Consider the following 21,787-nt stretch of genomic DNA (forward strand, 5'->3'; position numbering starts at 1 on the left):
GAGCGGTTGGGGTGCGTGTTCACCCGGTGGCCATCCGTCCGTTTCCCGATGCTGCCAAGGTCACCCCACCATGCCCTCATCGCACAACTCCCCGCGCCGACCCGGCCTGTACGGATCGGTGCTCGCGGCGCTGATCGCCGCGCTGGCGGTGTGTGCCGGGGACGCGGTCGCCCGCGTCTTCCCGTACGGTCCTCGGCACCGCAGCATCAATGACCTCGGCAACCAGTTCGTGCCCTTCCACGCCCGGCTGTGGGACCTGTTGCACGGCGAGGCCTCGGGCGGGGTGCTGCTCAATTGGCAGTCGGGCTACGGCACGAGCTTCCTGCCGGACCTCGGCACGTATCTGACCAGTCCGTTCGCCCTGCTGGTGGGGCTGTTCCCGCGGGAGGACATCGACCTCGCGGTCTACGTGGTCACCGTGGTGAAGATCGCGGCGGCCGCGGCGGCGATGGCCTGGCTGCTGCGGACGGTGCGGCCCGGCCCCTGGTGGGGTGCGGCGTTGCTGGCCGCCTCGTACGCGCTGTGCGGCTGGTCGGTGATCGAGGCCTCCTACAACACGATGTGGCTGGACGGCCTGATCGCCTTCCCGATGCTCTGTCTGACCGGCGAGTGGGCGCTGCGGCGGCGCCGTGCGGGGCTCGCCCCGGTGGTCGTGGCGGTGTGCTGGGCGGCGAACTTCTATACGGCGTACATGGCGACGCTGGGTGCGGCGCTGGTGCTGCTGGTCCGCGTGGTGCTGGAGCGCGAGGAGGTACGCGACCGGGTGCGGGTCGTACTGCGGGCGGCGGTCAGCACCCTGCTGGGCATCGCGCTGGCCGGGCCGGTGCTGGTCCCGGTGTTCCTCGGCTCGCGGCACGCTTATCCGGGGCTGGTGAAGGAGTTCGAACCGGTGGAGTGGGCGGACCTGTCCGCGCGGCTGCTGCCGGCCACGTACAGCTTCTCCTCCCCGGCGCTGTTCGTGGGGACGGGCACGCTGCTGCTGGCGGCCGCACTGCCGTTCCACCGGGCGGTGCCGGCCCGGACCCGGCTGTGGTGGACCGGGCTGGTGCTCGCGGTGCTCCTCTCCTTCCAGTGGAAGCCGACCCATCTGGCCTGGCACGTGTTCGCCACCCCGAACGGCAGCGCCTACCGGCAGACCTTCGTGCTGGCGGGGGTGCTGGTCATCGCCGCGTGGACGGGGCTGGCGGCGGGCCGGCCGGGGCCGCGTGCGCTCGCGGGCGGCGCGGCGGTGGTGGCCCTGGCCGCGGCCGGCGCCACCGGCAGCGCGCTGCCGACCTCCTGGTCGTACGGCCTGTTCCTGGGCGGGCTGGCGGCGGCCGGGCTCGCCTGGTGGCTGCTGCACCGGCGCCGACTGGCCGTTCCGGCGGCCGGGCTGCTCGCGCTGGTGCTGGCCGGCCAGGCGGCGGCGACCACCGCGTGGGGGCACCACGAGAAGCTGGCCGGGCTGGACGACTACCCGTCCTGGGGCCGGGAGCACACCGCGCGGGCCCGGGCGCTGGCCGCGGCCGACGGCTGGCCCGCGTACCGCACCGACGCGAGCCGGCCGGCGCTGAGCGGGAACGACCCGATGCTGTTGGGCGGGCAGGGCGGCGCGTACTACAGCAGCCACACCCCGGACGTGCTCACGCGGACGCTGGCGGCGCTGGGCGCGGGCTGGACCTCGCGCGGGCGGAACGTGCAGAGCATCGACAACCCGGTGACGGACGCGCTGTTCGCGGTGGGCGCCCGGCTGCAGCCCGACGGTTCGGTGCTGCGCCGGGACACCCTGCCGCTGGTCACGGTCCGCCCGCCGGCCGCGGCCGGGCCGGCCTACGGGGACTCGCCGTTCCGCAACCAGGAACTCCTGCTGGGAGCCCGGGTGTACGAGGCGCCGGTCTCCCCGGGGGTGTGCGCGGCCGGCACGGAGGCGTTCCTGTGGGCCCCGGAGTACGACGGCAGGGCGCGGCTGGCGGACGGGAAGCCCTTCGCGCTGCGCGGGAACGCCCCGAAGAACCGGGCGGCGATGCAGCCGATGGGCGTCTCGCACGGTGCGTCCTCGAAGCTGCTCTTCACCAAGCAGGAGCCGCGCCGCTGGACCCTGGAGTGCCTGAACCGGAACCGCCTCGACGCGGCCCTGTCCGTGCTGCGGGACACGGCCGCGGTCTCGGTGCGGGTCGGTTCGCGCGGGGTCCGGGCGGAGCTGCCGGCCGGGTCGAAGGGCACGGCGGTGCTGGCGGCGCCCCGGATCGCGGGCTGGACGTGCAACGGGCGGTCGGCGGAGAGCCACCTGGGTCTGGTCGCGGCCCCGCTGGACGGCCGCACCACGACGGTGACCTGCACCTTCCGCCCGCCGGGGCTGCTGGCGGGGCTGGGCCTGGGCGGGGTCGGTGTGGCGGGTCTGGCCCTGCTGTCCTTCCTTCCCGCGCGGGCGGCCCGGCGCGCCGCCGGGTCCGGGGCGGATGTCCCGGACCAGGCCGGCACCTTGGCCGGAGCCGCCCGATAGCCCGCGCCGGGGGGCGGGGTCAGCCGCGGACCTGGCCCAGCCAGGCCAGGGTGCGGCGGACCTCCGCCGGGAGCGGGTGGGCCGGGCCGTGGAGGCGTTCGGCGTCGTAGAGCAGGCGGGCCAGCATGTCGTGGGCCGCCTGCCGGTCGCCGAGGGAGAGGAGCAGGTGTCCGATCCGGCGGCGGACCTCCAGGGCGAGCTCCGGGTCCGGGTTGGCGTAGTGGTTCTCGAACAGCGGCAGCAGCGAGCGGTACTCCGCGAGGGCCGCGGCCGGCTCGCCGAGCTGGTCCAGGCACTGGGCCGCGTCGTAGCGGAACCGGAGGGACTTCGGGTCGCCGGGCGGGAGTTCGTCGGCGAGCCGACGGAGCTCGGGCAGGGCGCGCCGGTACTGGCCGTCGTCCATCAGGGTGGCCGCGTACTGCTTGCGCAGGGAGCGGACGACCGGGGAGTTCTCCCCGTGCTCGGCGGCGGCCGCCGGCAGCAGGGCGCCCAGCATGTCCACGGCCTGGGTGAGCCGGCCCTGGTCGAGGAGGCGTTTGACCTCGTCCACGGTGGAGGCGATGTCCAGGCGCGGCGGGGCGGCCGGGCGGGGCGGCACGACGGGGGCCGTGGCCCGGTCCGGCCAGGGCGCCTGCGGCCGGAGGAACGGCCGGGTCGGGTCCATCGGCCCGGCCGGGGCCTGGCTTCCGGCGGTGGGCAGCAGCGGGGCGAGGGCCTCGTAGACCTCCTGGGCGGAGCCGGGGCGGTCCTGCGGGTCCTTCGCGAGCAGGTGCAGCAGCAGGGCTTCCAGCTGGGGCGGGATCTCCGGGCGGAGCTGGCGCACCGGCAGCGGCGGCTCGTACAGGTGGCGGTGCAGCACCCCGAGCGCGGTGGACCCGGCGAACGGGACGCTGCCGCTGAGCAGTTCGTACATCAGCACGCCGAGGGCGTACAGGTCGGTGTACGGGCCGACGGCGCCGCCCATGGCCTGCTCGGGGGCCATGTAGGCGGGGCTGCCGATCGGGGTGCCGGTGTTGGTGAGGCGGGTGGTGTCGGTGTCCATGACCGAGGCGACGCCGAGGTCGAGGACCAGGACGGTGCCGTCCGGCCGGACCATCACGTTCCGCGGCTTGAGGTCGCGGTGGACGATGGGCACGGCGTGGACGGCGGAGAGCACCGAGCAGAGCTGCGCGGCCACCGAGACCGCCCACGGCCACGGGTAGGGCTCGTGCTCGGCGAGGTGGTCGGCGAGGTCGGCGCCCTCGACGTACTGCATCACCAGGTAGAGGTCGTCGCTGTCGCTGCCCGCGTCGTGGACGGTGACCAGACCGGGGTGGTCGACCTGTGCGGTGACCCGGCATTCGCGGACGAAGCGGCGGCGCAGCTCCTCGGCGACGGTGCCGGGGCCGGCCACCTTGTCGGGGCGGAGCAGCTTGACGGCGACGCGGCGGTCGAGCCGCCGGTCGTAGGCGGTCCAGACCTGGCCCATGCCGCCCTGGCCGAGGACGGTGGCGAGCTGGTACCGGTCGGCGATGACGCGTTCGGTCACCGGTCCTGCTCCCCCTGCTGCCTGCGGAGCAGTTCGCTGAGCTCGTCGAGTTCGGCGCGGACCTGGCCGATGCGGGGCGGCTGGTGGGGCGGCTGGTGGGGCTGGGGCGCGGGCTGCGAGGTGGGCTGCGCGGGCTGCATCGGGATGGTGGTGTGGCCGGGCGGCGGGGTGTGCGTCGGCGCGGTGTGGTCCACCGGCGGGTAGCCGTACTGCGGGGTGACCGGCGGCGTCGGCGGGTACCAGCCGGCGGGCGCGGCGGCCCGTACGTTCTCCCAGTGCTTGATGTCGCTGTAGAGGAAGTACACGACGACCACCACGGCCATGGACAGCATGGTGATCATGCCGGTGTTGCCCATCCAGGTGCTGGCGTCGTCGGTGGGGTCCTCGCCGACCAGGGCGAGGCAGGCCACGATCAGGACGCCGTCGGCCACGCACAGGGCCCAGTCGCGCGGACGCCGGGTGACGACCGCGAGCCGGACGAGCGTCCCGAAGGCGAGCATGCCGCAGCTGAGCACGGGCAGCAGCGCGAACAGCACGCGCATGGTCACCAGGAACCCGTTGCTGGGCCGGGGTTCCTGGTGCTGCGGCGGGTAGCCGGGGCCGTGCATCACTGCTCCTGGGGACTGGCGCGAAAACGACTGACGGGGACGTGCGGGTCCGAGCGTATACACCGACTCCCCAGGGGGGTCAGTGGTTGTACCCAACCGTGACGGTCCCGTCGGTGAGTCCGTCGTACATGCCCTGGACGAGTTGCTCGCCGAGGCGGCCCGCCAGCCGCAGCGCGTCCTCGAACTCGGCGAGGGCGCGGAAGCGTTCGCCGTACGCCCGCTGGTCGGAGAGCGGCAGCCGGGGCAGTTGGAGCCGGCGCACGTCGAGCCGGGTGGCGGTGGAGGCGTAGCTGCTGGCCTGCCGGTTGTTGGCGGTGCCGCGCAGGAATCCGGCCAGGAACCAGGGGTCGAGGGCGTCGGGGTCGGGGCGGAGCAGCTGCAGGTTCCGGCCGAGGGCGGCGCCGGCGGTGTCCGGGCCGATCACGCGGGCGAGGGAGACCCCGCCGACCACGGGGACCACCACGTCGCCGGGTTCGGTGAGCAGCGGAGGTCCTCCCGGCGAAGCCAGCGGGCGCTCCTCGGGGTTGTCGGCGAGGGCGCCGGAAGGGGTGGTGCCCGCGTAGACGTCGTGTTCGGTCAGGACGGCGATGCCGCCGGTGGCGCTGCCGGTGCCGGTGGCGCTGCCGGTGCGGAGCAGCACGGCGCCGGCCCGGGCCAGTTCGCCGATGGTGGTGAGTGGCAGCCGGCCCGCTCCGGAGGAGGCCCGGGGGGACCCGCCGGCGGCCGGGGCGGGGGCGGCGGGCGGCGGTGGGGTGAGCCGGGCGGCCCGGGCGAGGGTCTCGTCCAGGCGCTCCCGTACGCGTGCGAGCTCTGCCGGGCTGCCGCCCGCCGCCGGCGGCGGGAGGTGCCGGGCCGGGGTCAGGTCGACGTCGTCGTCGAGGAGTTCGATGACCGGGACGACCCGGCTGACCCCCGGGGTCTCCTCGGCCGTGCCGGTGCGGTCGTAGGCCGTCCAGGCGTCCAGCACCGCGGTGTGCACGGCGGGCCAGGCGGACTTGTCCCGCCCGTCGGCGGCGAGGGAGGCGGTGTCGACGAGCAGCAGCCCTGAGGCGGCGGGGCCGTGCGGGGCGGGCCGGCGCAGCACCCACAGGTGGAGCGGGATGCCGTAGGGGGGTGCGGCGCCCGCGGGCAGCGCGACCACGGCGCGCAGGGCGCCGCGCCGGAGCAGGTCGGCGCGGATGCGGCGGCCGGAGCGGCGGGCGGCGACGGCCGGCGGCATGAGGAGCACGGCGGTGCCGCCCTCGCGGAGGTGGGCGAGGGCGTGCTGCACCCAGGCGAGCTCGGATTCGGTGCGGGCGGGGAAGCCGTACTCCCAGCGGGGGTCGTAGGCGAGTTCCTCGTGGCCCCAGTTGCGCTCGTTGAACGGGGGGTGGCAGAGCACGGCGTCGGCGGCCAGGCCCGGGAAGGCGTCGGCGCGCAGGCTGTCGCCGGCGGCGGCGCGGACCTCGGCGTCGCCGTGCAGGGCGAGCCGGAGCGCGGCGAGCGCGGCGAGTTCGGGGCCGGCGTCCTGGACGCGGAGGGCGGTGGCGGGCAGGCCCGAGTCCCGGACGGCGCGCAGCAGGGTGCCGGTGCCGCCGGCCGGGTCGAGGACGGTGCGGGCGCCGGGGCCGGCCAGGGCGGCCATCAGCTCGGCGGGGCCGGCCGGGGTGAGCGTGTACTGCCGGGGGTTGGCGTCGAGGTGGCGGCCGAGCAGGAACTCGAAGGCCTTGCGGGCGCCGAGTTCGGCGGCGAGTTCGGCGGCCCCGCGCAACAGCGGCACGGAGGCGGTGGGGACCCCCTCCGCGGCGAGGCCGGCCAGCGGGTGGCCGGGGCCGAGGCGGGCGGTGAGGACCTCGGCGAGCAGGGGCCGGAGCAGGGCGGCCGTCCGCGGGTCGGAGACGGCGGCGGCCTCCAGCCAATCGGTCGGCCGATCGCGTACGAGGAGCAGGACGCAGCCCGCTTCGACGAGTCCGGCGACGGCTCCGCCGGGGTGGCCGGATACCTGCTGCCAGACCCGTTCGCGCAGTGGCACCTCGGCGAGCTTGCCCTGGGCGCGGAGCCATGCCTCGACCTGGGGGAGCGCGAAGGAGGGACTGGTCTCGGTGCCGCCGACCGGCTTGGGGAAGTCGGCGTGGCGGCGCCGCCAGTTGCTCACGGCCGCGCGGCCGACGCCGGCGAGGCGGGCGATCTCGGCGGCGGTGACCTCGGTGACGGCCTCTGCGGTGTTCTCCGGCATGCACCCGAGAATACCCGTTCACAGTCGAGAACCAGCTTCACAGCGTGAACTGGATGAGATTCAAGAATCTTGTTGACTCGGTTCACAGCTTCTGTTGTGATTACCCCCGTCCCCCCACCACCGGATCGATGAAAGGCCAGACATGTCGCACGCCTCCAGGCTCACCCGCACGGCCCTCGCCGGTATCGGTACGGCGCTCGCCCTGGCAGCCCTGAGCGCCTGTACCGACACGGACACCGACAAGACCAAGGACAAGGGCGGCGCCGCGAGCAGCAAGCCCGCCGACCCCGGCACCGGCGGCACCGCCCAGAAGTCTCCGGAGAAGTCCGCGGAGAAGAAGGAAGAGCCCAAGAAGGCGACCGCCTTCAAGGGCAACGGGACCTTCGAGGTGGGCAAGGACCTCAAGCCCGGCACGTACCGCACCACCGGCAACAGCGGCACCGGCTGCTACTGGGAGCTGACCAAGGACTCCTCCGGCGAGCTCGACTCGATCATCGCCAACGACAACGTGTCCGGCTCCAGCTACGTGACCGTCAAGGCCCCCGCCAAGATCCTCAAGACCAACGACTGCAAGGACTGGGAGGCCGTGGACGCGAAGGCGACCGGCACCCCGAAGTCCGAGATCAAGGGCGACGGCGGCATGTTCAAGGTGGGCCTGGACATCGCTCCCGGCACCTACAAGTCGGCCGGACCGGCCGAGGGCGGCGCCGGCTGCTACTGGGAGCGCGCGAAGGACGCCGAGCACGGTCTCGACTCCATCGCCGCCAACGACAACCCGACGGGTTCGGCCGTGGTGACCATCGCCGCCAAGGACGGCTACTTCAAGACCAGCGGCTGCGCCGACTGGAAGAAGACCGGCTGACCCCGCCGGCCCGTACGCGAACGCGCCACGGCGCCGCCGCGCCACTGCACGACCGCACGACCGCACGACCGCACGACAACGAGCAGCGACCGGACCCCACGGTTCCGTTTCCGGTCGCCTCCCCGTACTGTGACGCGCCGGCGGGCTCTGCCGGGCCCGCCGGGCGACACCGCCCCGCTCCCCGCCCCCGCTCCCCCCAGAAAGAACTCCCCCCATGCGCACCACTCGCCTGATCACCGCTTCCGCCGCCCTCTCCTGCACCGCCGCCCTCGGCCTCACCGGGTGCTTCCCCTCCGAGTCCGGCCCCTTCGCCGGCCAGTCCGGCTCCGAGGTGGCCAACAAGTCGGTGGAGGCCCTCAAGAAGGTGACCTCGCTGACCGTCGCCGGCTCCATGGCCGAGGAGGGCACCGGGAAGACCCTCCGCATCAACGTGTCCATCACCAAGGGCGGCGGCGACTGCCAGGGCAGCTTCGGCTACGAGGGCCAGGGCAAGGCCGAGGTGATCAAGAAGGGCGAGGACCTCTACCTCAAGGCCGACGAGGCGTTCTACCGCGCCGAGTTCAAGGACACGCCCAAGGAGGAGGCCGACCTCGTCCTCAAGCTGCTCGCGAACAAGTGGGTGAAGTCGAAGGCGACGGACGCCGACTCCAAGGAGATAGCCGACTTCTGCGACCTGAACCAGATGGTCAAGGAGTTCGAGAAGAGCGAGGGCGCCGAGAAGGGCGGGGTCACCACGGTGAACGGCCAGGAGGCGCTGGAGATCACCACCAAGACCGAGGACGGCACGGAGAAGATCTGGGTCGCCACCAAGGGCGAGCCGTACCTGCTCCGCACCACCCAGACCGGCAAGGAGCCCGGCGAGATGAGCTTCACCGACTTCAACAAGCCGGTGAAGGCGGAGGTGCCGGCCGCCAAGGACATCGTCGACCTGGCGAAGATGGGCGGCTGACCGCCCGTCGGCCGCCGGCCGACCGCCTTGCGCCCGCCCGGGAAGCCGCTCCGCGAGGGGAGGGCGGCTCCCCGGGCTCTGTCATGTCCGTGCCGCCCCGTACACTCGCCCCTCGCCACCTCCCCTTGACCGGCTGTAACCCTCAGCAACAGGAAGTAGCACCCATGCGATCTGCCCGTGTGACCGCCACCGCAGTCCTGGCATCGGCAGCCCTCCTCGGGCTCACCGCCTGCAACGGCTCCGGCGCCGGCACCGCCAAGCCGGCCGGGACGGGCGGCTCGGCCCCGGCGAGTCCGAGCCCCAGCCCGAGCAAGCATCCCTTCGCCGACCTCTCGGGCCCCCAGATAGCCGAGAAGGCCCACACCGCCACCCGGGGCGTCCAGTCCCTGCGCGTCAAGGGGCAGGTGATGGACGGCGGCAAGCCGATGACCGTCGACCTGGCCATCAACAAGGCCGGGGACTGCGAGGGCTCCATGTCCATGGGCGGCGAGGGGTCGATGAAGATCATCAAGGACTCCAAGCTCCTCCACTTCAAGGCCGACGAGCAGTTCTACCGGACCCAGATGAAGGGCCAGTCCAACGCCACCAAGGACGCGGTGGTCAAGCAGCTCGCCGACCGCTGGGTGAAGAAGACGGCCACCACCGCCCAGGCCAAGGACATGTCCGCCATGTGCGACCTGGACGAGCTGCTGGGCGAGTTCAAGAACCTGCCCCTGGCCCGCAAGGGCGAGGAGACCAAGCTGCCGGCCGGCCCGGCGATGACCATCACCAACAGCAGCCCGAAGGGCGACGAGACCTACTGGGTCGCGATGCAGGGCGAGCCGTACTTCCTGAAGACCACCATCACGGGCAAGGAGGCCGGGGAGATGGCCTTCTCCGAGTTCAACGTGCCGGTGAAGACCCAGGCGCCGGCCGACAAGGACATCGTGGACGGCGACAAGCTGGGCAGCGGCCCGTCCGACAACGCCTGACGCCTGGCCTCCGACGGCGCCTGGCCTTCCCAGCGGTCCGGCCGCTTGCCGGCGCCCGGCCGGCCCACCGTGCCAAAACCGCCCGGCCGCGGCCGGCCCGCCGCCGTCCGCGCGGTCACCGCACCCCGGCGACGAGTTCCGCCACGTACTCCCCGGCCGGGCGACGCCGGGCGAGCGGGGCCGCCTGGCCCGCCCAGAGGTTGGCGAGGCCGCCCCGGCCCTCCGCGGCCGCGGCCGCCCGCAGCGGCCGGGTCAGCGTGTACTGCAACGGGTACGGGGCGACCCGGTCCTCGTACGGCCGCATCCCGCGGGTGAACCGGTTGGGGATCGCCCGCGCGAGCCGCCCGGAGAACGCCCGGGTCAGGACGGTCGACCGGGCCTCGGGACCGGCCAGCGCCGCCCGGTGCACCTCGCTCGCCCCGGACTCCTCGGTGACCAGGAAGCCGGTGCCCACCTGGACCGCGTCCGCGCCCAGCGCCAGTGCCGCGGCCACCCCGCGCGCGTCGGCGATGCCGCCGGCCGCGATCACCGGCACCGACACCGCCCGGGCCACCTGCGGCACCAGCGAGAAGGTGCCGACCAGGGATTCGTGCACCGGCCTCAGGAACGAGCCCCGGTGGCCGCCCGCGTCACTGCCGGACGCCACGACCGCGTCCATCCCGGCGGCCTCGACCGCCTCCGCCTCCTCGACCGTGGTGGCCGTGCCGATCGTGGCGATGCCCAGCCGCCGGGCCTCGGCGAGGACCTCGGGGCGCGGGATCCCCATCACGAAGCTGATCACCGGAGGGGCCGCGGCCAGCAGCGCCTCCACCTGCTCCTCGAAGGCCGGGGCCGGCGGCGGGTCCTCCAGGACGGCGGGGTCCAGGCCGAGTTCCTCGTACCAGGGCCGCATCAGGTCGGCATGGCGGGCGAGCCGGTCCGCGTCCGGGGGTCCGGCGGCCTCGTCGGGATGCGGGACCCACAGATTGACCGCGAAGGGCCGGCGGGTGGCCGCGCGGAGCTCGCCCACCAGCCCACCGATCCCCCCGGGGGTGAGGATGTGCGCCCCGTACGAGCCGAGCCCGCCCGCCTCGGAGACGGCCGAGGCCAGCGCGACGGAGGACAGCCCGCCGCCGAACGGGCCCTGCACGACGGGATGTTCCAGACCGAACAGATCCGTGAAAGCATTCATGACCCGAAGGCTAGACGACCGGTCAACTATTCACCAGTGGACCGGTCGTATACTCGCCGCCATGGGACGGACGAGCACCGCACGGGAACGCCTGCTGGACGCGGCCTGCGCCCTCATGCTGGAGCGCGGCTACGCCACGGTGGGCGTCGCCGAGATCTGCGCCCGCGCGGACGTGAAGAAGGGCAGTTTCTACCACTTCTTCCCCTCGAAGCAGGCCCTGACGGTGGAGGCGGTCAACGCGCACTGGACCGCGCAGCGGCCGTCCTGGACGGCCGTCCTGGACGCCCCGGGCCCGGGCGAGGACCGGCTGCGCCGGCTCTTCGAGCAGCAGGCGGCGGCCCAGCGGGCCGCCCGGGCAGAGCTGGGCTTCGTCAACGGCTGTCTGTTCGGCAACCTGGCGCTGGAGGTGAGCGGCCAGGACGAGGTGGTCCAGGCCCGCCTCGCGGAGATCTTCGACGAGCAGATCGGCCTGGTGCACGCGGCCCTGCCCGGCCACTCCCGGGACACCGCCCGGGCCGTACTGGCCCAGCTGGAGGGCATGGTCCTGTTCGCGAAACTGGCCGACGACCCGTCCCTCCTGGACGGCCTCTGGTCCCGCACGGCCCTCCTGCTGCGCGCCTGAGGCCTCGGGCGGGGGCACGGAAACCGTGATCGCCGGACACGGTCGATCTTCGTGTGTCACGGTGATGTCGCGCTGCGAAGTCCCGCCGTCCGCCGAGGAGAGCACGATGCCCGTCCCGACCCAGGAGCAGAGCGCGGCCGTCGATGCCTTCCGGCGCGGGGACCACCTGGTCCTTCAGGCAGGTGCCGGAACGGGAAAGACCACGACGTTGGCCATGCTCGCCGGCGAAACCGGCAAGCGCGGCCGCTACATCGCCTTCAACAAGTCCATCGCCGGTGACGCGGCCCGCAAGTTCCCGGCCAACGTGCTGTGCAAGACGGCCCATTCCCTGGCCTTCGGCGCCGTGGGCCGCAGGTACGCGTCCAGGCTCAACGCCCCCAGGGTCCCCGGCTGGAAGACCGGCGCTTCGCTGGGCATCGCCGTCAACATGCGCGTCCGTATCGGCGAACGGAACGTGACCAACAAGGCGCTCTCCTACACGACGCTGCGCACCGTCACCCGCTTCTGCCAGTCCGCGGACAGCACCATCAGGCGGCACCACGTCCCGCGCCTGCGCGGCATCGAAGCCGAAGACCTCCACGCGCAGCTCGTCGACCTCGTCCTGCCGTACGCGGCCAAGGCGTGGGAGGACCTGCAGAACCCGCAGGACGGAGTCGTCCGCTTCGACCACGATCACTACCTGAAGATCTGGGCCCTGACGGAACCCGCCATCGAGGCCGACTTCCTGCTGCTGGACGAGGCCCAGGACACCAACCCGGTGGTCGAGAAGATCTTCAACGCGCAACGCGACCGCGCGCAGCTGGTGATGGTCGGCGACTCGGCCCAGGCGATCTACGGCTGGCGCGGCGCCAGGGACGTGATGAGCGACTTCGACGGGACCCAGCTGGCCCTGTCCCAGTCCTTCCGGTTCGGCGCCGCCCTCGCCGAAGAGGCCAACAGGTGGCTGCACATCGTCGAATCGCCGATCCGGCTGACCGGAACCCCGGCCATCGACACGCGCCTCGAACCGGTCCCGGAGCCCGAGGCGATCCTGTGCCGGTCCAACGTCGGCGCCATGCTCGAAGTCATGCGGCTGCTGGAGGCGGGTCGCCGGGTGGCCCTCGCCGGCGGGGGCGAAGCCCTGCGTACCCTGGCCCGTGCCGCCCGCGACCTCAAGGCCGGGCGCCGCAGCACACACCCCGAGCTGATCCTTTTCGACTCCTGGGGCGAACTCCAGGAGTATGCCGAGTTCGACCCGTCCGGCCGCGACCTGCTGCCGCTCGTCGACCTCGTGGACGAACACGGCGTCGACCTCATCCTCGATGCCGTGGACAGGCTTTCGGTGGAACAGGGCGCCGATGTCGTGGTGTCCACCGCCCACAAGGCCAAGGGGCGTGAATGGGCCTCGGTGCGGATCGGCGAGGACTTCACCGAACCGGTGGACCGCGAGGAGACGGACGCGGACGGCAACCCGCTGCCCGGCGACATCGACGACGCGGAAGCGCGCCTGGCCTACGTCGCCGTCACCCGTGCCCGCGACCGGCTCGACATCGGCGGCCTGGGCTGGATCAACCAGCATCCGGACGGCAATCCCGGTGGCGCCCGGACCCGCCCGGCCCCCACCGCGGACCCGTGGGACACCCTCGGACCCGTTCCGCGCTGACGGCGTGCGGAGGCCGGGCTCCCGGCGCCCGGGAATAGCCGAAGCCGATGATCACTTGATGTGATCGCATGCACGCGATCACTCGGACGGACTTCGGATGAACCGGGGGAAGAAATGACGACGAAGAACGGCTTACGGCGCGCGGGCGTCGCCCTGATCGCCACGGCGACCCTGGCCGCGCTGCCCATCGCCGGCCCGGACGGGCTGACCGCACGCCCCGCCGCGGCCGCGGGGCACGACGGCGCTTCCTGGCGCGGCGGGTGGGCCGCCTCCCCGCAGCAGCCGGCGGCGCCCTTCGGGCCGAACTGGTCGCAGCAGGGTTTCTCGAACCACACGGTCCGGCAGGTGGTCCGGGTCAGCACCGGCGGCACCCGGGCCCGGATCGAGCTGTCCAACCGCTACGGCGGCACTCCGCTCCGGATCACCGGCGCGACGGTCGCCCGTACGGCCGACGGGGGCGCGGTGCGGGCGGGTTCGGTGAAGGAGCTGTCCTTCGGCGGCGGCCGGTCGCTCACCATCCCGGCCGGCGGTACGGCCCACAGCGACGGGGTGCCCTTCAGGGTCGGGGCGCTGGAGTCGGTGACCGTCACGCTCTACCTGGCCGGGCCGACCGGTCCCGCCACCTTCCACCACATCGCCTCCGCCACCAGCTACCGGGCCCCGGGCGACCACCGCTCCGATGTGGACGGCTCGGCGTTCAAGGAGACCAGCGGCTCCTGGTACTACCTCACCGGCGTCGAGGTCTCCGGCGGCCGGGACTCCGCGCACCGGCGGGACGGGGTGGTGACCTTCGGGGACTCCATCACCGACGGCGTCGGCTCCACCGGCGACGCCGGCAACCGCTACCCGGACGAGTTGGCGGAACGATTCGCCGCCACCGGCCGGCCGCGCAGCGTCCTCAATCACGGGATCTCCGGCAACCAGGTCACCAACGACTGGTCGTGGGCCGGCGAGAAGGCCCTCACCCGCTTCCGGAAGGACGTGCTGGGCGAGCCCGGCGTCGGCACGGTCATCCTCCTGGAGGGCATCAACGACATCGGCGGCAGCCTCCCGGGCGCCGTCGGCGGACCGACTCCAGAGGTATCGGTGGACCGGCTGATCGAGGGCCACCGCTCGCTGATCCGGCAGGCGCACGCCCGGGGCATCAAGGTGGTCGGCGCCACCCTGACCCCGATCAGGGGCTCCTTCTACGAAACCGAGGAGACCGAAGCCAAGCGCATCGCGTTCAACCGCTGGATCCGCACCTCCGGAGCGTACGACGCCGTGGTCGACTTCGACCGCGCCGTGTCCGACCCGGACCACCGGGACCGGCTCCTGCCCGCCTACGACTCGGGCGACCACCTGCACCCGAGCGACGCGGGCTACCGCGCCATGGCTGCCGCCCTGGACCTCGACGAGCTCTGACCCGCGGAACGGACCGGTTCCCCGCCTGACGCGCCGCCGGCGCGCCGGCGGGGAACCGCCGCGTCGCGCTACCCCAGGATCTGGGTGAGGAACTCCCCGGTCCAGGCCAGGAGTTCACGGCCGACCAGCGGCTTGCCGCCGATCTTGCCGGTCTTCGGGCGGGGGATCAGCACCTGCGAGGTGGCCGGCTTGAGCACCGAGCCCGGGTACAGCCGCTTGAGCCGGAGCTCCTGGGACTCCCTCAGCTCCACCGGGCCGAAGCGGATGTTGTTGCCCTGCAGGGTGATGTCGGCGACCCCGCAGGCACGGGCCAGCATCCGCAGCCCGGCCACCAGCAGCAGGTTCTCCACCGGCTCCGGCAACTTGCCGTAACGGTCGGTGAGTTCCTCGCGGACCGCCTTGACGTCCTCCTCCGAGTTGGCGGAGGCGATGGAGCGGTACGCCTGGAGGCGCAGCCGCTCGCCGGGCGCGTAGTCGTGCGGGACGTGCGCGTCCACCGGCAGCTCGATCTTGACCTCCAGCGGCGGCTCCTCCTCCACACCACCCTCCAGGGAGGCCCGGTAGTCCGCCACCGCCTCGCCGACCATGCGCACGTACAGGTCGAAACCGACGCCCGCGATGTGCCCGGACTGCTCGCCGCCGAGCAGATTGCCCGCACCGCGGATCTCCAGGTCCTTCATCGCCACGTACATGCCCGCGCCCATCTCGGTGTGCTGGGCGATGGTCGCCAGCCGCTCGTGCGCGGTCTCGGTCAGCGGCTTCTCCGGCGGGTAGAGGAAGTACGCGTACCCGCGCTCGCGGCCGCGGCCCACCCGGCCGCGCAGCTGGTGCAGCTGGCTCAGGCCGAAGTTGTCGCCGCGCTCCACGATCAGGGTGTTGGCGTTGGAGATGTCGATGCCGGACTCCACGATCGTGGTGGAGACCAGCACGTCGAACTTCTTCTCCCAGAAGTCGACGACGACCTGCTCCAGCTGGCTCTCGCCCATCTGGCCGTGGGCGGTGGCGATCCGCGCCTCGGGCACGATCTCGCGCAGCCTGGCCGCCGCCCGGTCGATGGACTCCACCCGGTTGTGGATGTAGAAGACCTGGCCCTCGCGCAGCAGTTCGCGGCGGATGGCCGCGCCGATCTGCTTCTCCTCGTAGGGGCCGACGAAGGTCAGCACCGGGTGCCGCTCCTCCGGCGGGGTGGTGATCGTGGACATCTCGCGGATGCCGGTGACCGCCATCTCCAGGGTGCGCGGGATCGGGGTGGCGGACATGGTCAGCACGTCCACGTTGGCGCGGAGCTTCTTCAGCTGCTCCTTGTGCTCGACGCCGAACCGCTGCTCCTCGTCGACGATGACCAGGCCCAGGTCCTTGAACTTGGTCTCGGAGGAGAACAGGCGGTGGGTGCCGATGACCACGTCCACCGCGCCCTCCTTCAGCCCCTCCAGGGTGGCCTTGGCCTCGGTGTCGGTCTGGAACCGGGACAGCGCCCGCACGTTGACCGGGAACTGGCTGTAGCGCTCGGAGAAGGTGCCGAAGTGCTGTTGCACCAGGAGGGTGGTGGGGACCAGCACGGCGACCTGCTTGCCGTCCTGGACGGCCTTGAAGGCCGCGCGGACGGCGATCTCGGTCTTGCCGTAGCCGACGTCGCCGCAGATCAGCCGGTCCATCGGGACCGACTTCTCCATGTCCTCCTTGACCTCGGCGATGGTGGACAGCTGGTCGGGGGTCTCCGCGTACGGGAAGGCGTCCTCCAGCTCCCGCTGCCAGGGGGTGTCCGGGCCGAAGGTGTGACCGGGGGCGGCCATCCGGGCGCTGTAGAGCTTGATGAGGTCGGCCGCGATCTCCTTGACGGCCTTCTTCGCCTTCTGCTTGGTCTTGGTCCAGTCGGCGCCGCCGAGCCGGTGCAGGGTGGGCGCCTCGCCGCCGACGTACTTGGTGACCTGCTCCAGCTGGTCGGTGGGGATGTAGAGGCGGTCGCCGGGCTGGCCGCGCTTGGCGGGGGCGTACTCCACGAGCAGGTACTCGCGGGTGGCGCCCTGGACGGTGCGCTGCACCATCTCGATGTAGCGGCCGACGCCGTGCTGCTCGTGGACGATGTAGTCGCCGACCTCCAGGGTGAGGGGGTCGATGGTCTTGCGGCGCCGGGTGGGCATCCGGCCGAGGTCCTTGGTGGCGGTGCGCTGCCCGGTCATGTCGGTCTCGGTGAGGACGGCGATCCTCAGGCCGGGGTGGACGAAGCCGCTCTCCACGGAGCCGCAGGCCACGTGCACCAGCGCGGGTTCCAGGGAGCCGAGGTCGGCCTCCAGCCGGGCCGGGATGCCCTCGCCGCCGAGCACCTCGACGGTACGGGCGGCCGGTCCGTGGCCTTCGGTGACGAAGACGGTGCGCCAGCCGTCGGCGAGCCGGCCCTTGGTGTCGGCCAGCGCGCGGGCGGTGTCGCCGCGGTAGCTCTCGGGGGCGTGCATGCCCAGGGTCAGGGAGTCGGCGCCGATGGATTCGTCGGCGGCGAACGGCGAGATGGACCACCACATCATGCCGAGCTCGCGGGCCCGGTCGCGGACGTCGGCGATGCCCCACAGGCTGGCCGCGCCGACGTCGATGGGCGCCTCTCCGCCGCCGGCCGTGGCCGCCCAGGAGGCCTGGAGGAACTCCCGGCTGGTGGCGACCAGGTCGGCGGCCCGGGTCCGGACCCGCTCGGGGTCGCAGACCACGGTCATCGAGCCGGCCGGCAGCACGTCGAGCAGCAGCTCCATGTCGTCGACGAGCACGGGCGCGAGGGACTCCATGCCCTCGACGGCGATCCCCTCGGCGATCTTGCCGAGGAGTTCGCCGAGCTCGGGGTGCTGCTCGGCGAGGGCGGCGGCCCGTTCCCGGACCTCGTCGGTGAGCAGCAGCTCCCGGCACGGCGGGGCCCACAGGCCGTGCTCGGCGATCTCCAGGGACCGCTGGTCGGCCACCTTGAAGTAGCGGATCTCCTCGACCTCGTCGCCCCAGAACTCGATCCGGAGGGGGTGCTCCTCGGTGGGCGGGAACACGTCGAGGATGCCGCCGCGGACGGCGAACTCGCCGCGCTTCTCGACCAGCTCCACCCGGGCGTAGGCGGCGGCCGCCAGGCCCTCGGTCACCTCGCCGAGATCGGCGCTCCGGCCCTGCCGCAGCGCCACGGGCACCAGCTCGCCGAGCCCCTTGACCTGCGGCTGGAGCACCGACCGGATCGGCGCGACGACGATGCTGACCGGGCCGGCGGCCGGGTCGTCCTTGCTGGGGTGGGCGAGTCGGCGCAGTACCGCCAGCCGGCGCCCGACGGTGTCGCTGCGCGGGCTCAGCCGCTCGTGCGGGAGGGTCTCCCAGGCCGGGTAGTCCACCACGGAGTTCGCCAGCTCCGGCGGCATCAGCGACCGCAGCGCCGCCGCCAGGTCCTCGGCCTCCCGCCCGGTGGCGGTGACGGCCAGGACGGTCCGTTCGGTACGCCGGGCCAGCGCCGCGATCGCGAAGGGGCGGGCGGCGGGCGGACCGACCAGGTCCACGTGCATCCGGTTGCCGTCGGCAGCCGCGGTGACCGCCTCGGTGAGGGCGGTGTCCGCGACAACGGCGTCGAGCAGTCCGTGCAGGCTCATGAGGTAAGGGCTTCCGTCCGCAGGATCTGGGCAACACGAGGGGCCCGACGCGACTGGAGGGTGTCTCGGATATGGCCGGGCTCCGCGGCGTCCGGTGCCGCGCCCTGATCGGCCTGATCCAGCAGACACCCCCGTGCGGGCCGGGGGTTCCCAGCCTACGCCGATGGCCCCGGTCCCTCCCCCGAGGAGGACCGGGGCCATCGGGCCCGTCGTGAGTGCCGCCGCTACTCGCTGGCGATCGCGTTCAGGACGTTCATCCGGCCGGCCCGGAAGGCCGGGACCAGCGCGGCGAGCAGACCCACGAAGGCCGATCCGACGAACACCCCGATGATCGTGCCCCACGGGATCTCCAGGACCTTCATGCCCTCCAGGGCGAGGAGCTGCTGGGCGGTGGCGCCCCAGCCCATGCCCAGGCCGAGGCCGAGCAGCGCACCGAAGAGGGCGATGACCACCGACTCCAGGCGGATCATGCGGCGCAGCTGGCGGCGGGAGAGGCCGATGGCGCGCATCAGGCCGATCTCGCGGGTCCGCTCCACCACCGAGAGGGCCAGCGTGTTGACCACGCCCAGGACCGCCACGATGATCGCCAGGCCCAGCAGGCCGTAGACCATGTTCAGCAGGGTGCCGACCTGGTCCTTGAGCGCCTGCTTGTAGTCCGTCTGGTCGCGCACCGTGTACTGCGGGTACTCGGCCAGGGAGGACTTGAGCGCCTCGTACGCGGAGTCGGCCTGGCCGTCCTTGGCCTTGCCCAGCATCATGAACGGGCGCGGCAGCTTGTCGGCCGGCACGTTGGCCTGGGCGGTGGCGGTGCTGACGTACATCGCGCCCCGGTCGAGGTTGCCCTCGTCGAGGGTGATCGCGGCGACCCGCAGCTCCGTGGTCCTGCCGCCCTCGAAGGCGACCTTCATCCGGTCCCCGACCTTGATCTTGTGCTCGTCGGCGTAGACCGAGCCCACGGCCATGGCACCGGCCGCGTACGCGTCCTTGTGCTCGCCGGCGCGCATCTTGCGGCGCACGTCCTGCGGGTACGTCGGGTCGGTGACGCTCAGCTCGGTCTTCTTGGCGGAGCCGTCGGGGGCGGTGACCTCGGCCTCCACCGTGCGGTACGTCGTGACGTGCTCCAGGCCCTCGGTCTCCCGCATGGTCTTCTCGGCCTGCGGCATGACCGGCTGGCCGGTCTCGGAGGCGACGATGAAGTCCGCGCCGACCGACTTGTCGAGCTCGTCGGTGGCGGAGGCCACCATCGAGGATCCGACCACGGACAGGCAGGCGACCAGCGCCAGGCCGATCATCAGCGCGGCCGCGGTGGCACCCGTACGGCGCGGGTTGCGCAGCGCGTTGCGCTCGGCGAGCCGGCCGACCGGGCCGAAGGGCCGCAGGACGACCCCGGACAGCACCCGGACCACGGCCCCGGCGAGCAGCGGACCGATCACGACGAAGCCGATCAGGCTGAGCACCACGCCCAGGCCGAGCCACATCGAGCCGGTGGACGCCTTCTCGGCGGCGCCGGCCATCAGCAGCGCGGCGAGACCGGCGCCCGTCAGCACCAGGCCGATGACGGCGCGGACGATGCCGGCCTTGCGGTCTTCGGGGGCACCGATCGAGCTCAGCGCGGCCATCGGGGAGACCCGGGAGGCGCGGCGGGCCGGGATCCAGGCGGAGACGATGGTGACGACGATGCCGAGGGCCAGGCCGATGACCGGGGTGGTCCAGCGGACGGTGAGGTCGTCGGTGGAGAGGTTCATGCCGAACGAGCCCATGAGCTTCATGAGTCCGACGGCCAGGCCGACTCCGGCGCCGACCCCGAGGACCGAGCCGAACACGCCGAGCAGCAGGGCCTCGACGAGCACGGAGCGGTTGATCTGGGAGCGGTCGGAGCCGATGGCGCGCATCAGGCCGATCTCGCGGGTGCGCTGGGCGACCAGCATGGAGAAGGTGTTGAAGATGAGGAAGATGCCGACCAGGAAGGCGATGCCGGCGAAGCCGAGCATCACGTACTTCATGATGTCGAGGAAGGAGCCGACGTCCTTGCGGCCCTCGTCGGCGGCCTCGGCGGCGGTCTGCAGCTTGTAGGTGTCGGCGCCGACGGCCTTGGCGATGTTGCTCTTCAGCTGCTCGTCGGTGATGCCGTCCTGGGCGGTGACGCTGATGTTGGTGAACTGGCCGGGGGCGTCGAGCAGGGCCCGCTGCGCGGTGTCGGTGTCGAAGTAGACGACGGTGGCGCCCGGGTTGGTGACCTTGAACTCGGCGATGCCGGAGATCTTCGCCTTGTGGTCGCCGACGATGGAGATGGTGCGCAGCTCGTCGCCGAGCTTCAGCTTGTGCTTCTTGGCGGTGTCGGCGTCGACCATCACCTCGGTCGGGCCGCGCGGCTCGTGGCCGGAGGCGACCTTCATCGACTTGAGTTCCTGGTCGCTCCAGCTGACGGCGATGGTGGGCGCGCCGGTGGTCGGGCCGAGGTTCTTGTTCTTGGCGTCGACCACGGTGACGGACAGCGAGATGACGCTGCCCTGGGCCTCCTTGACGCCCTCCGCCTTGGACACCTTCTCCACGGCGTCCCGCGGGAGGACCTCGGGACGGCCCTTCTGCGGGTTCTCCGCGTCGTCCGAGCCCTTGGCGCCGACGGTGACGTCGGCGACGGTGTTCGCGAAGAGCTTGTCGAAGGTGGTGGTCATGGTGTCGGTGAACACCAGGGTGCCGCAGACGAAGGCGACGGAGAGGAGCACCGCGATGGCGGACAGCGCCATCCGGCCCTTGTGCGCGACGAAGTTGCGCATCGAGGTCTTCAGCACGGTCATGAGGTCCGCCCGCGCGCGTCGAAGTCCTTCATCCGGTCCAGGACCTGGTCGGCGGTCGGGTTGAACATCTCGTCCACGATCCGGCCGTCGGCGAGGTAGAGGACGCGGTCGGCGTAGGAGGCGGCCACCGGGTCGTGGGTGACCATCACGATGGTCTGGCCGAGCTCGTCGACGGAGCGGCGGAGGAAGCCGAGCACCTCGGCGCCGGCCCGGGAGTCCAGGTTGCCGGTCGGCTCGTCACCGAAGATGATCTCGGGGCGGGCGGCCAGCGCGCGGGCCACGGCCACGCGCTGCTGCTGGCCGCCGGAGAGCTGGGTGGGCCGGTGCTTGAGCCGGCCGGCCAGGCCGACGGTCTCCACGACCCGGTTCAGCCAGGCCGCGTCGGGCTTGCGGCCCGCGATGTCCATCGGCAGCGTGATGTTCTCCAGCGCGTTGAGCGTGGGGAGCAGGTTGAACGCCTGGAAGATGAAGCCGATCCGGTCCCGGCGGAGCTGGGTGAGCTTCTTGTCCTTCAGGCCGGTGATCTCGGTGTCGTCCAGGTAGATCTGGCCGCCGCTCACCGTGTCCAGACCGGCCAGGCAGTGCATCAGGGTCGACTTGCCGGAGCCGGACGGGCCCATGATCGCGGTGAACTGCCCGCGGTGGATGTCCACGTCGACGTGGTCCAGCGCGACCACGCGCGTCTCGCCCGCTCCGTAGGCCTTGACGACCTGCCGCGCTCGCGCCGCGACGGCCGTACGCCCTCCAGTACCCCCGTGCCTGGTGTCGGTCACAGCCGTTGTCACGGTCATTCTCCTCGTTCGTCGTTGCCGGTCGCGGTTCGTCGTTGCCGGTCGCGTGCGGCGCCGGGCGGCGCTCCGTCGCACCCCTTGAGTCTCTGCCGAGGGGGGTTGACGGCGCGCTGGTGCGGATCGCCGTATGCGTACGGGG

General features: G+C 72.7%; 14 protein-coding genes. 7 read left to right on the forward strand and 7 right to left on the reverse strand.

Features of this window, described 5'->3' with window-relative positions; genetic code table 11:
* Positions 1 to 70 precede the first annotated feature (70 nt).
* Entirely contained in the window at positions 71 to 2,482 is a 2,412-nt protein-coding gene (locus tag AC067U_RS12765; RefSeq protein ID WP_478829681.1) for a YfhO family protein, read from the forward strand.
* A gap of 19 nt (positions 2,483 to 2,501) precedes the next feature.
* Here the strand turns inward: AC067U_RS12765 and AC067U_RS12770 are convergent, their stop codons facing one another.
* From AC067U_RS12770 to AC067U_RS12780, 3 genes are all read right to left on the reverse strand, one after another.
* Entirely contained in the window at positions 2,502 to 4,010 is a 1,509-nt protein-coding gene (locus AC067U_RS12770) for a protein kinase domain-containing protein (RefSeq protein ID WP_478829682.1), read from the reverse strand.
* Positions 4,007 to 4,618, reverse strand: a complete 612-nt coding sequence (locus tag AC067U_RS12775; RefSeq protein ID WP_478829683.1) for a hypothetical protein — start codon at positions 4,616 to 4,618, stop codon at positions 4,007 to 4,009. Before AC067U_RS12775 ends, AC067U_RS12770 begins: the two co-directional genes overlap by 4 nt.
* 79 nt (positions 4,619 to 4,697) lie before the next feature.
* On the reverse strand, positions 4,698 to 6,833 hold the full coding sequence (locus AC067U_RS12780; protein ID WP_478829684.1) for an N-6 DNA methylase: 2,136 nt from the start codon (positions 6,831 to 6,833) through the stop codon (positions 4,698 to 4,700).
* 142 nt (positions 6,834 to 6,975) lie between these two features.
* Here AC067U_RS12780 and AC067U_RS12785 point away from each other — a divergent pair, with 142 nt between their 5' ends.
* The 3 genes from AC067U_RS12785 to AC067U_RS12795 all read left to right on the forward strand — a co-directional run bounded on the left by AC067U_RS12785 (position 6,976) and on the right by AC067U_RS12795 (position 9,615).
* Positions 6,976 to 7,695 carry a hypothetical protein gene (locus AC067U_RS12785; protein ID WP_478829685.1) on the forward strand — a complete coding sequence of 240 codons (720 nt, stop codon included), beginning with the start codon at positions 6,976 to 6,978 and terminating at the stop codon, positions 7,693 to 7,695.
* A gap of 214 nt (positions 7,696 to 7,909) precedes the next feature.
* Positions 7,910 to 8,644 (forward strand): hypothetical protein, encoded by a 735-nt coding sequence (locus tag AC067U_RS12790; RefSeq protein ID WP_478829686.1) that lies wholly within the window; start codon positions 7,910 to 7,912, stop codon positions 8,642 to 8,644.
* 164 nt (positions 8,645 to 8,808) lie between these two features.
* A complete protein-coding gene (locus AC067U_RS12795) occupies positions 8,809 to 9,615 on the forward strand; it encodes a hypothetical protein (RefSeq protein WP_478829687.1) in 807 nt (268 codons plus the stop codon).
* A 115-nt stretch (positions 9,616 to 9,730) separates the two neighbouring features.
* Here the strand turns inward: AC067U_RS12795 and AC067U_RS12800 are convergent, their stop codons facing one another.
* On the reverse strand, positions 9,731 to 10,786 hold the full coding sequence (locus tag AC067U_RS12800) for an NAD(P)H-dependent flavin oxidoreductase (protein ID WP_478829688.1): 1,056 nt from the start codon (positions 10,784 to 10,786) through the stop codon (positions 9,731 to 9,733).
* Positions 10,787 to 10,847: 61 nt separating this feature from the next.
* Here AC067U_RS12800 and AC067U_RS12805 point away from each other — a divergent pair, with 61 nt between their 5' ends.
* The 3 genes from AC067U_RS12805 to AC067U_RS12815 all read left to right on the forward strand — a co-directional run bounded on the left by AC067U_RS12805 (position 10,848) and on the right by AC067U_RS12815 (position 14,454).
* Entirely contained in the window at positions 10,848 to 11,408 is a 561-nt protein-coding gene (locus tag AC067U_RS12805; protein WP_478829689.1) for a TetR/AcrR family transcriptional regulator, read from the forward strand.
* A gap of 106 nt (positions 11,409 to 11,514) precedes the next feature.
* Complete coding sequence (locus AC067U_RS12810) at positions 11,515 to 13,050, forward strand: UvrD-helicase domain-containing protein (RefSeq protein ID WP_478829690.1); 1,536 nt, start codon at positions 11,515 to 11,517, stop codon at positions 13,048 to 13,050.
* A 114-nt stretch (positions 13,051 to 13,164) separates the two neighbouring features.
* Positions 13,165 to 14,454, forward strand: coding sequence for an SGNH/GDSL hydrolase family protein (locus AC067U_RS12815; RefSeq protein WP_478829691.1), 1,290 nt, complete (start codon positions 13,165 to 13,167; stop codon positions 14,452 to 14,454).
* 68 nt (positions 14,455 to 14,522) lie between these two features.
* On the opposite strand, the gene mfd is transcribed toward AC067U_RS12815, so the two are convergent.
* The 3 genes from mfd to AC067U_RS12830 form a co-directional block, all read right to left on the reverse strand.
* A complete protein-coding gene (gene mfd / locus AC067U_RS12820) occupies positions 14,523 to 18,059 on the reverse strand; it encodes a transcription-repair coupling factor (protein ID WP_478829692.1) in 3,537 nt (1,178 codons plus the stop codon).
* Positions 18,060 to 18,283: 224 nt separating this feature from the next.
* Entirely contained in the window at positions 18,284 to 20,857 is a 2,574-nt protein-coding gene (locus AC067U_RS12825; protein WP_478829693.1) for an ABC transporter permease, read from the reverse strand.
* Entirely contained in the window at positions 20,854 to 21,648 is a 795-nt protein-coding gene (locus tag AC067U_RS12830) for an ABC transporter ATP-binding protein (RefSeq protein ID WP_393573182.1), read from the reverse strand. The genes AC067U_RS12825 and AC067U_RS12830 overlap by 4 nt, the downstream gene beginning before the upstream one ends.
* Between the last annotated feature and the right edge of the window lie 139 nt (positions 21,649 to 21,787).

The organism is Streptomyces sp. NPDC043853 (genome assembly GCF_056436025.1).

What these genes read in the sequence shown, in the direction of transcription:
- AC067U_RS12830 (WP_393573182.1), bottom strand. Translation starts at nt 21,648, where the DNA reads ATGACCGTGACAACGGCTGTGACCGACACCAGGCACGGGGGTACTGGA.
- mfd (WP_478829692.1), bottom strand. Translation starts at nt 18,059, where the DNA reads ATGAGCCTGCACGGACTGCTCGACGCCGTTGTCGCGGACACCGCCCTC.
- AC067U_RS12825 (WP_478829693.1), bottom strand. Translation starts at nt 20,857, where the DNA reads ATGACCGTGCTGAAGACCTCGATGCGCAACTTCGTCGCGCACAAGGGC.
- AC067U_RS12790 (WP_478829686.1), top strand. Translation starts at nt 7,910, where the DNA reads ATGCGCACCACTCGCCTGATCACCGCTTCCGCCGCCCTCTCCTGCACC.
- AC067U_RS12765 (WP_478829681.1), top strand. Translation starts at nt 71, where the DNA reads ATGCCCTCATCGCACAACTCCCCGCGCCGACCCGGCCTGTACGGATCG.
- AC067U_RS12780 (WP_478829684.1), bottom strand. Translation starts at nt 6,833, where the DNA reads ATGCCGGAGAACACCGCAGAGGCCGTCACCGAGGTCACCGCCGCCGAG.
- AC067U_RS12815 (WP_478829691.1), top strand. Translation starts at nt 13,165, where the DNA reads ATGACGACGAAGAACGGCTTACGGCGCGCGGGCGTCGCCCTGATCGCC.
- AC067U_RS12785 (WP_478829685.1), top strand. Translation starts at nt 6,976, where the DNA reads ATGTCGCACGCCTCCAGGCTCACCCGCACGGCCCTCGCCGGTATCGGT.
- AC067U_RS12805 (WP_478829689.1), top strand. Translation starts at nt 10,848, where the DNA reads ATGGGACGGACGAGCACCGCACGGGAACGCCTGCTGGACGCGGCCTGC.
- AC067U_RS12775 (WP_478829683.1), bottom strand. Translation starts at nt 4,618, where the DNA reads ATGCACGGCCCCGGCTACCCGCCGCAGCACCAGGAACCCCGGCCCAGC.
- AC067U_RS12795 (WP_478829687.1), top strand. Translation starts at nt 8,809, where the DNA reads ATGCGATCTGCCCGTGTGACCGCCACCGCAGTCCTGGCATCGGCAGCC.
- AC067U_RS12800 (WP_478829688.1), bottom strand. Translation starts at nt 10,786, where the DNA reads ATGAATGCTTTCACGGATCTGTTCGGTCTGGAACATCCCGTCGTGCAG.
- AC067U_RS12810 (WP_478829690.1), top strand. Translation starts at nt 11,515, where the DNA reads ATGCCCGTCCCGACCCAGGAGCAGAGCGCGGCCGTCGATGCCTTCCGG.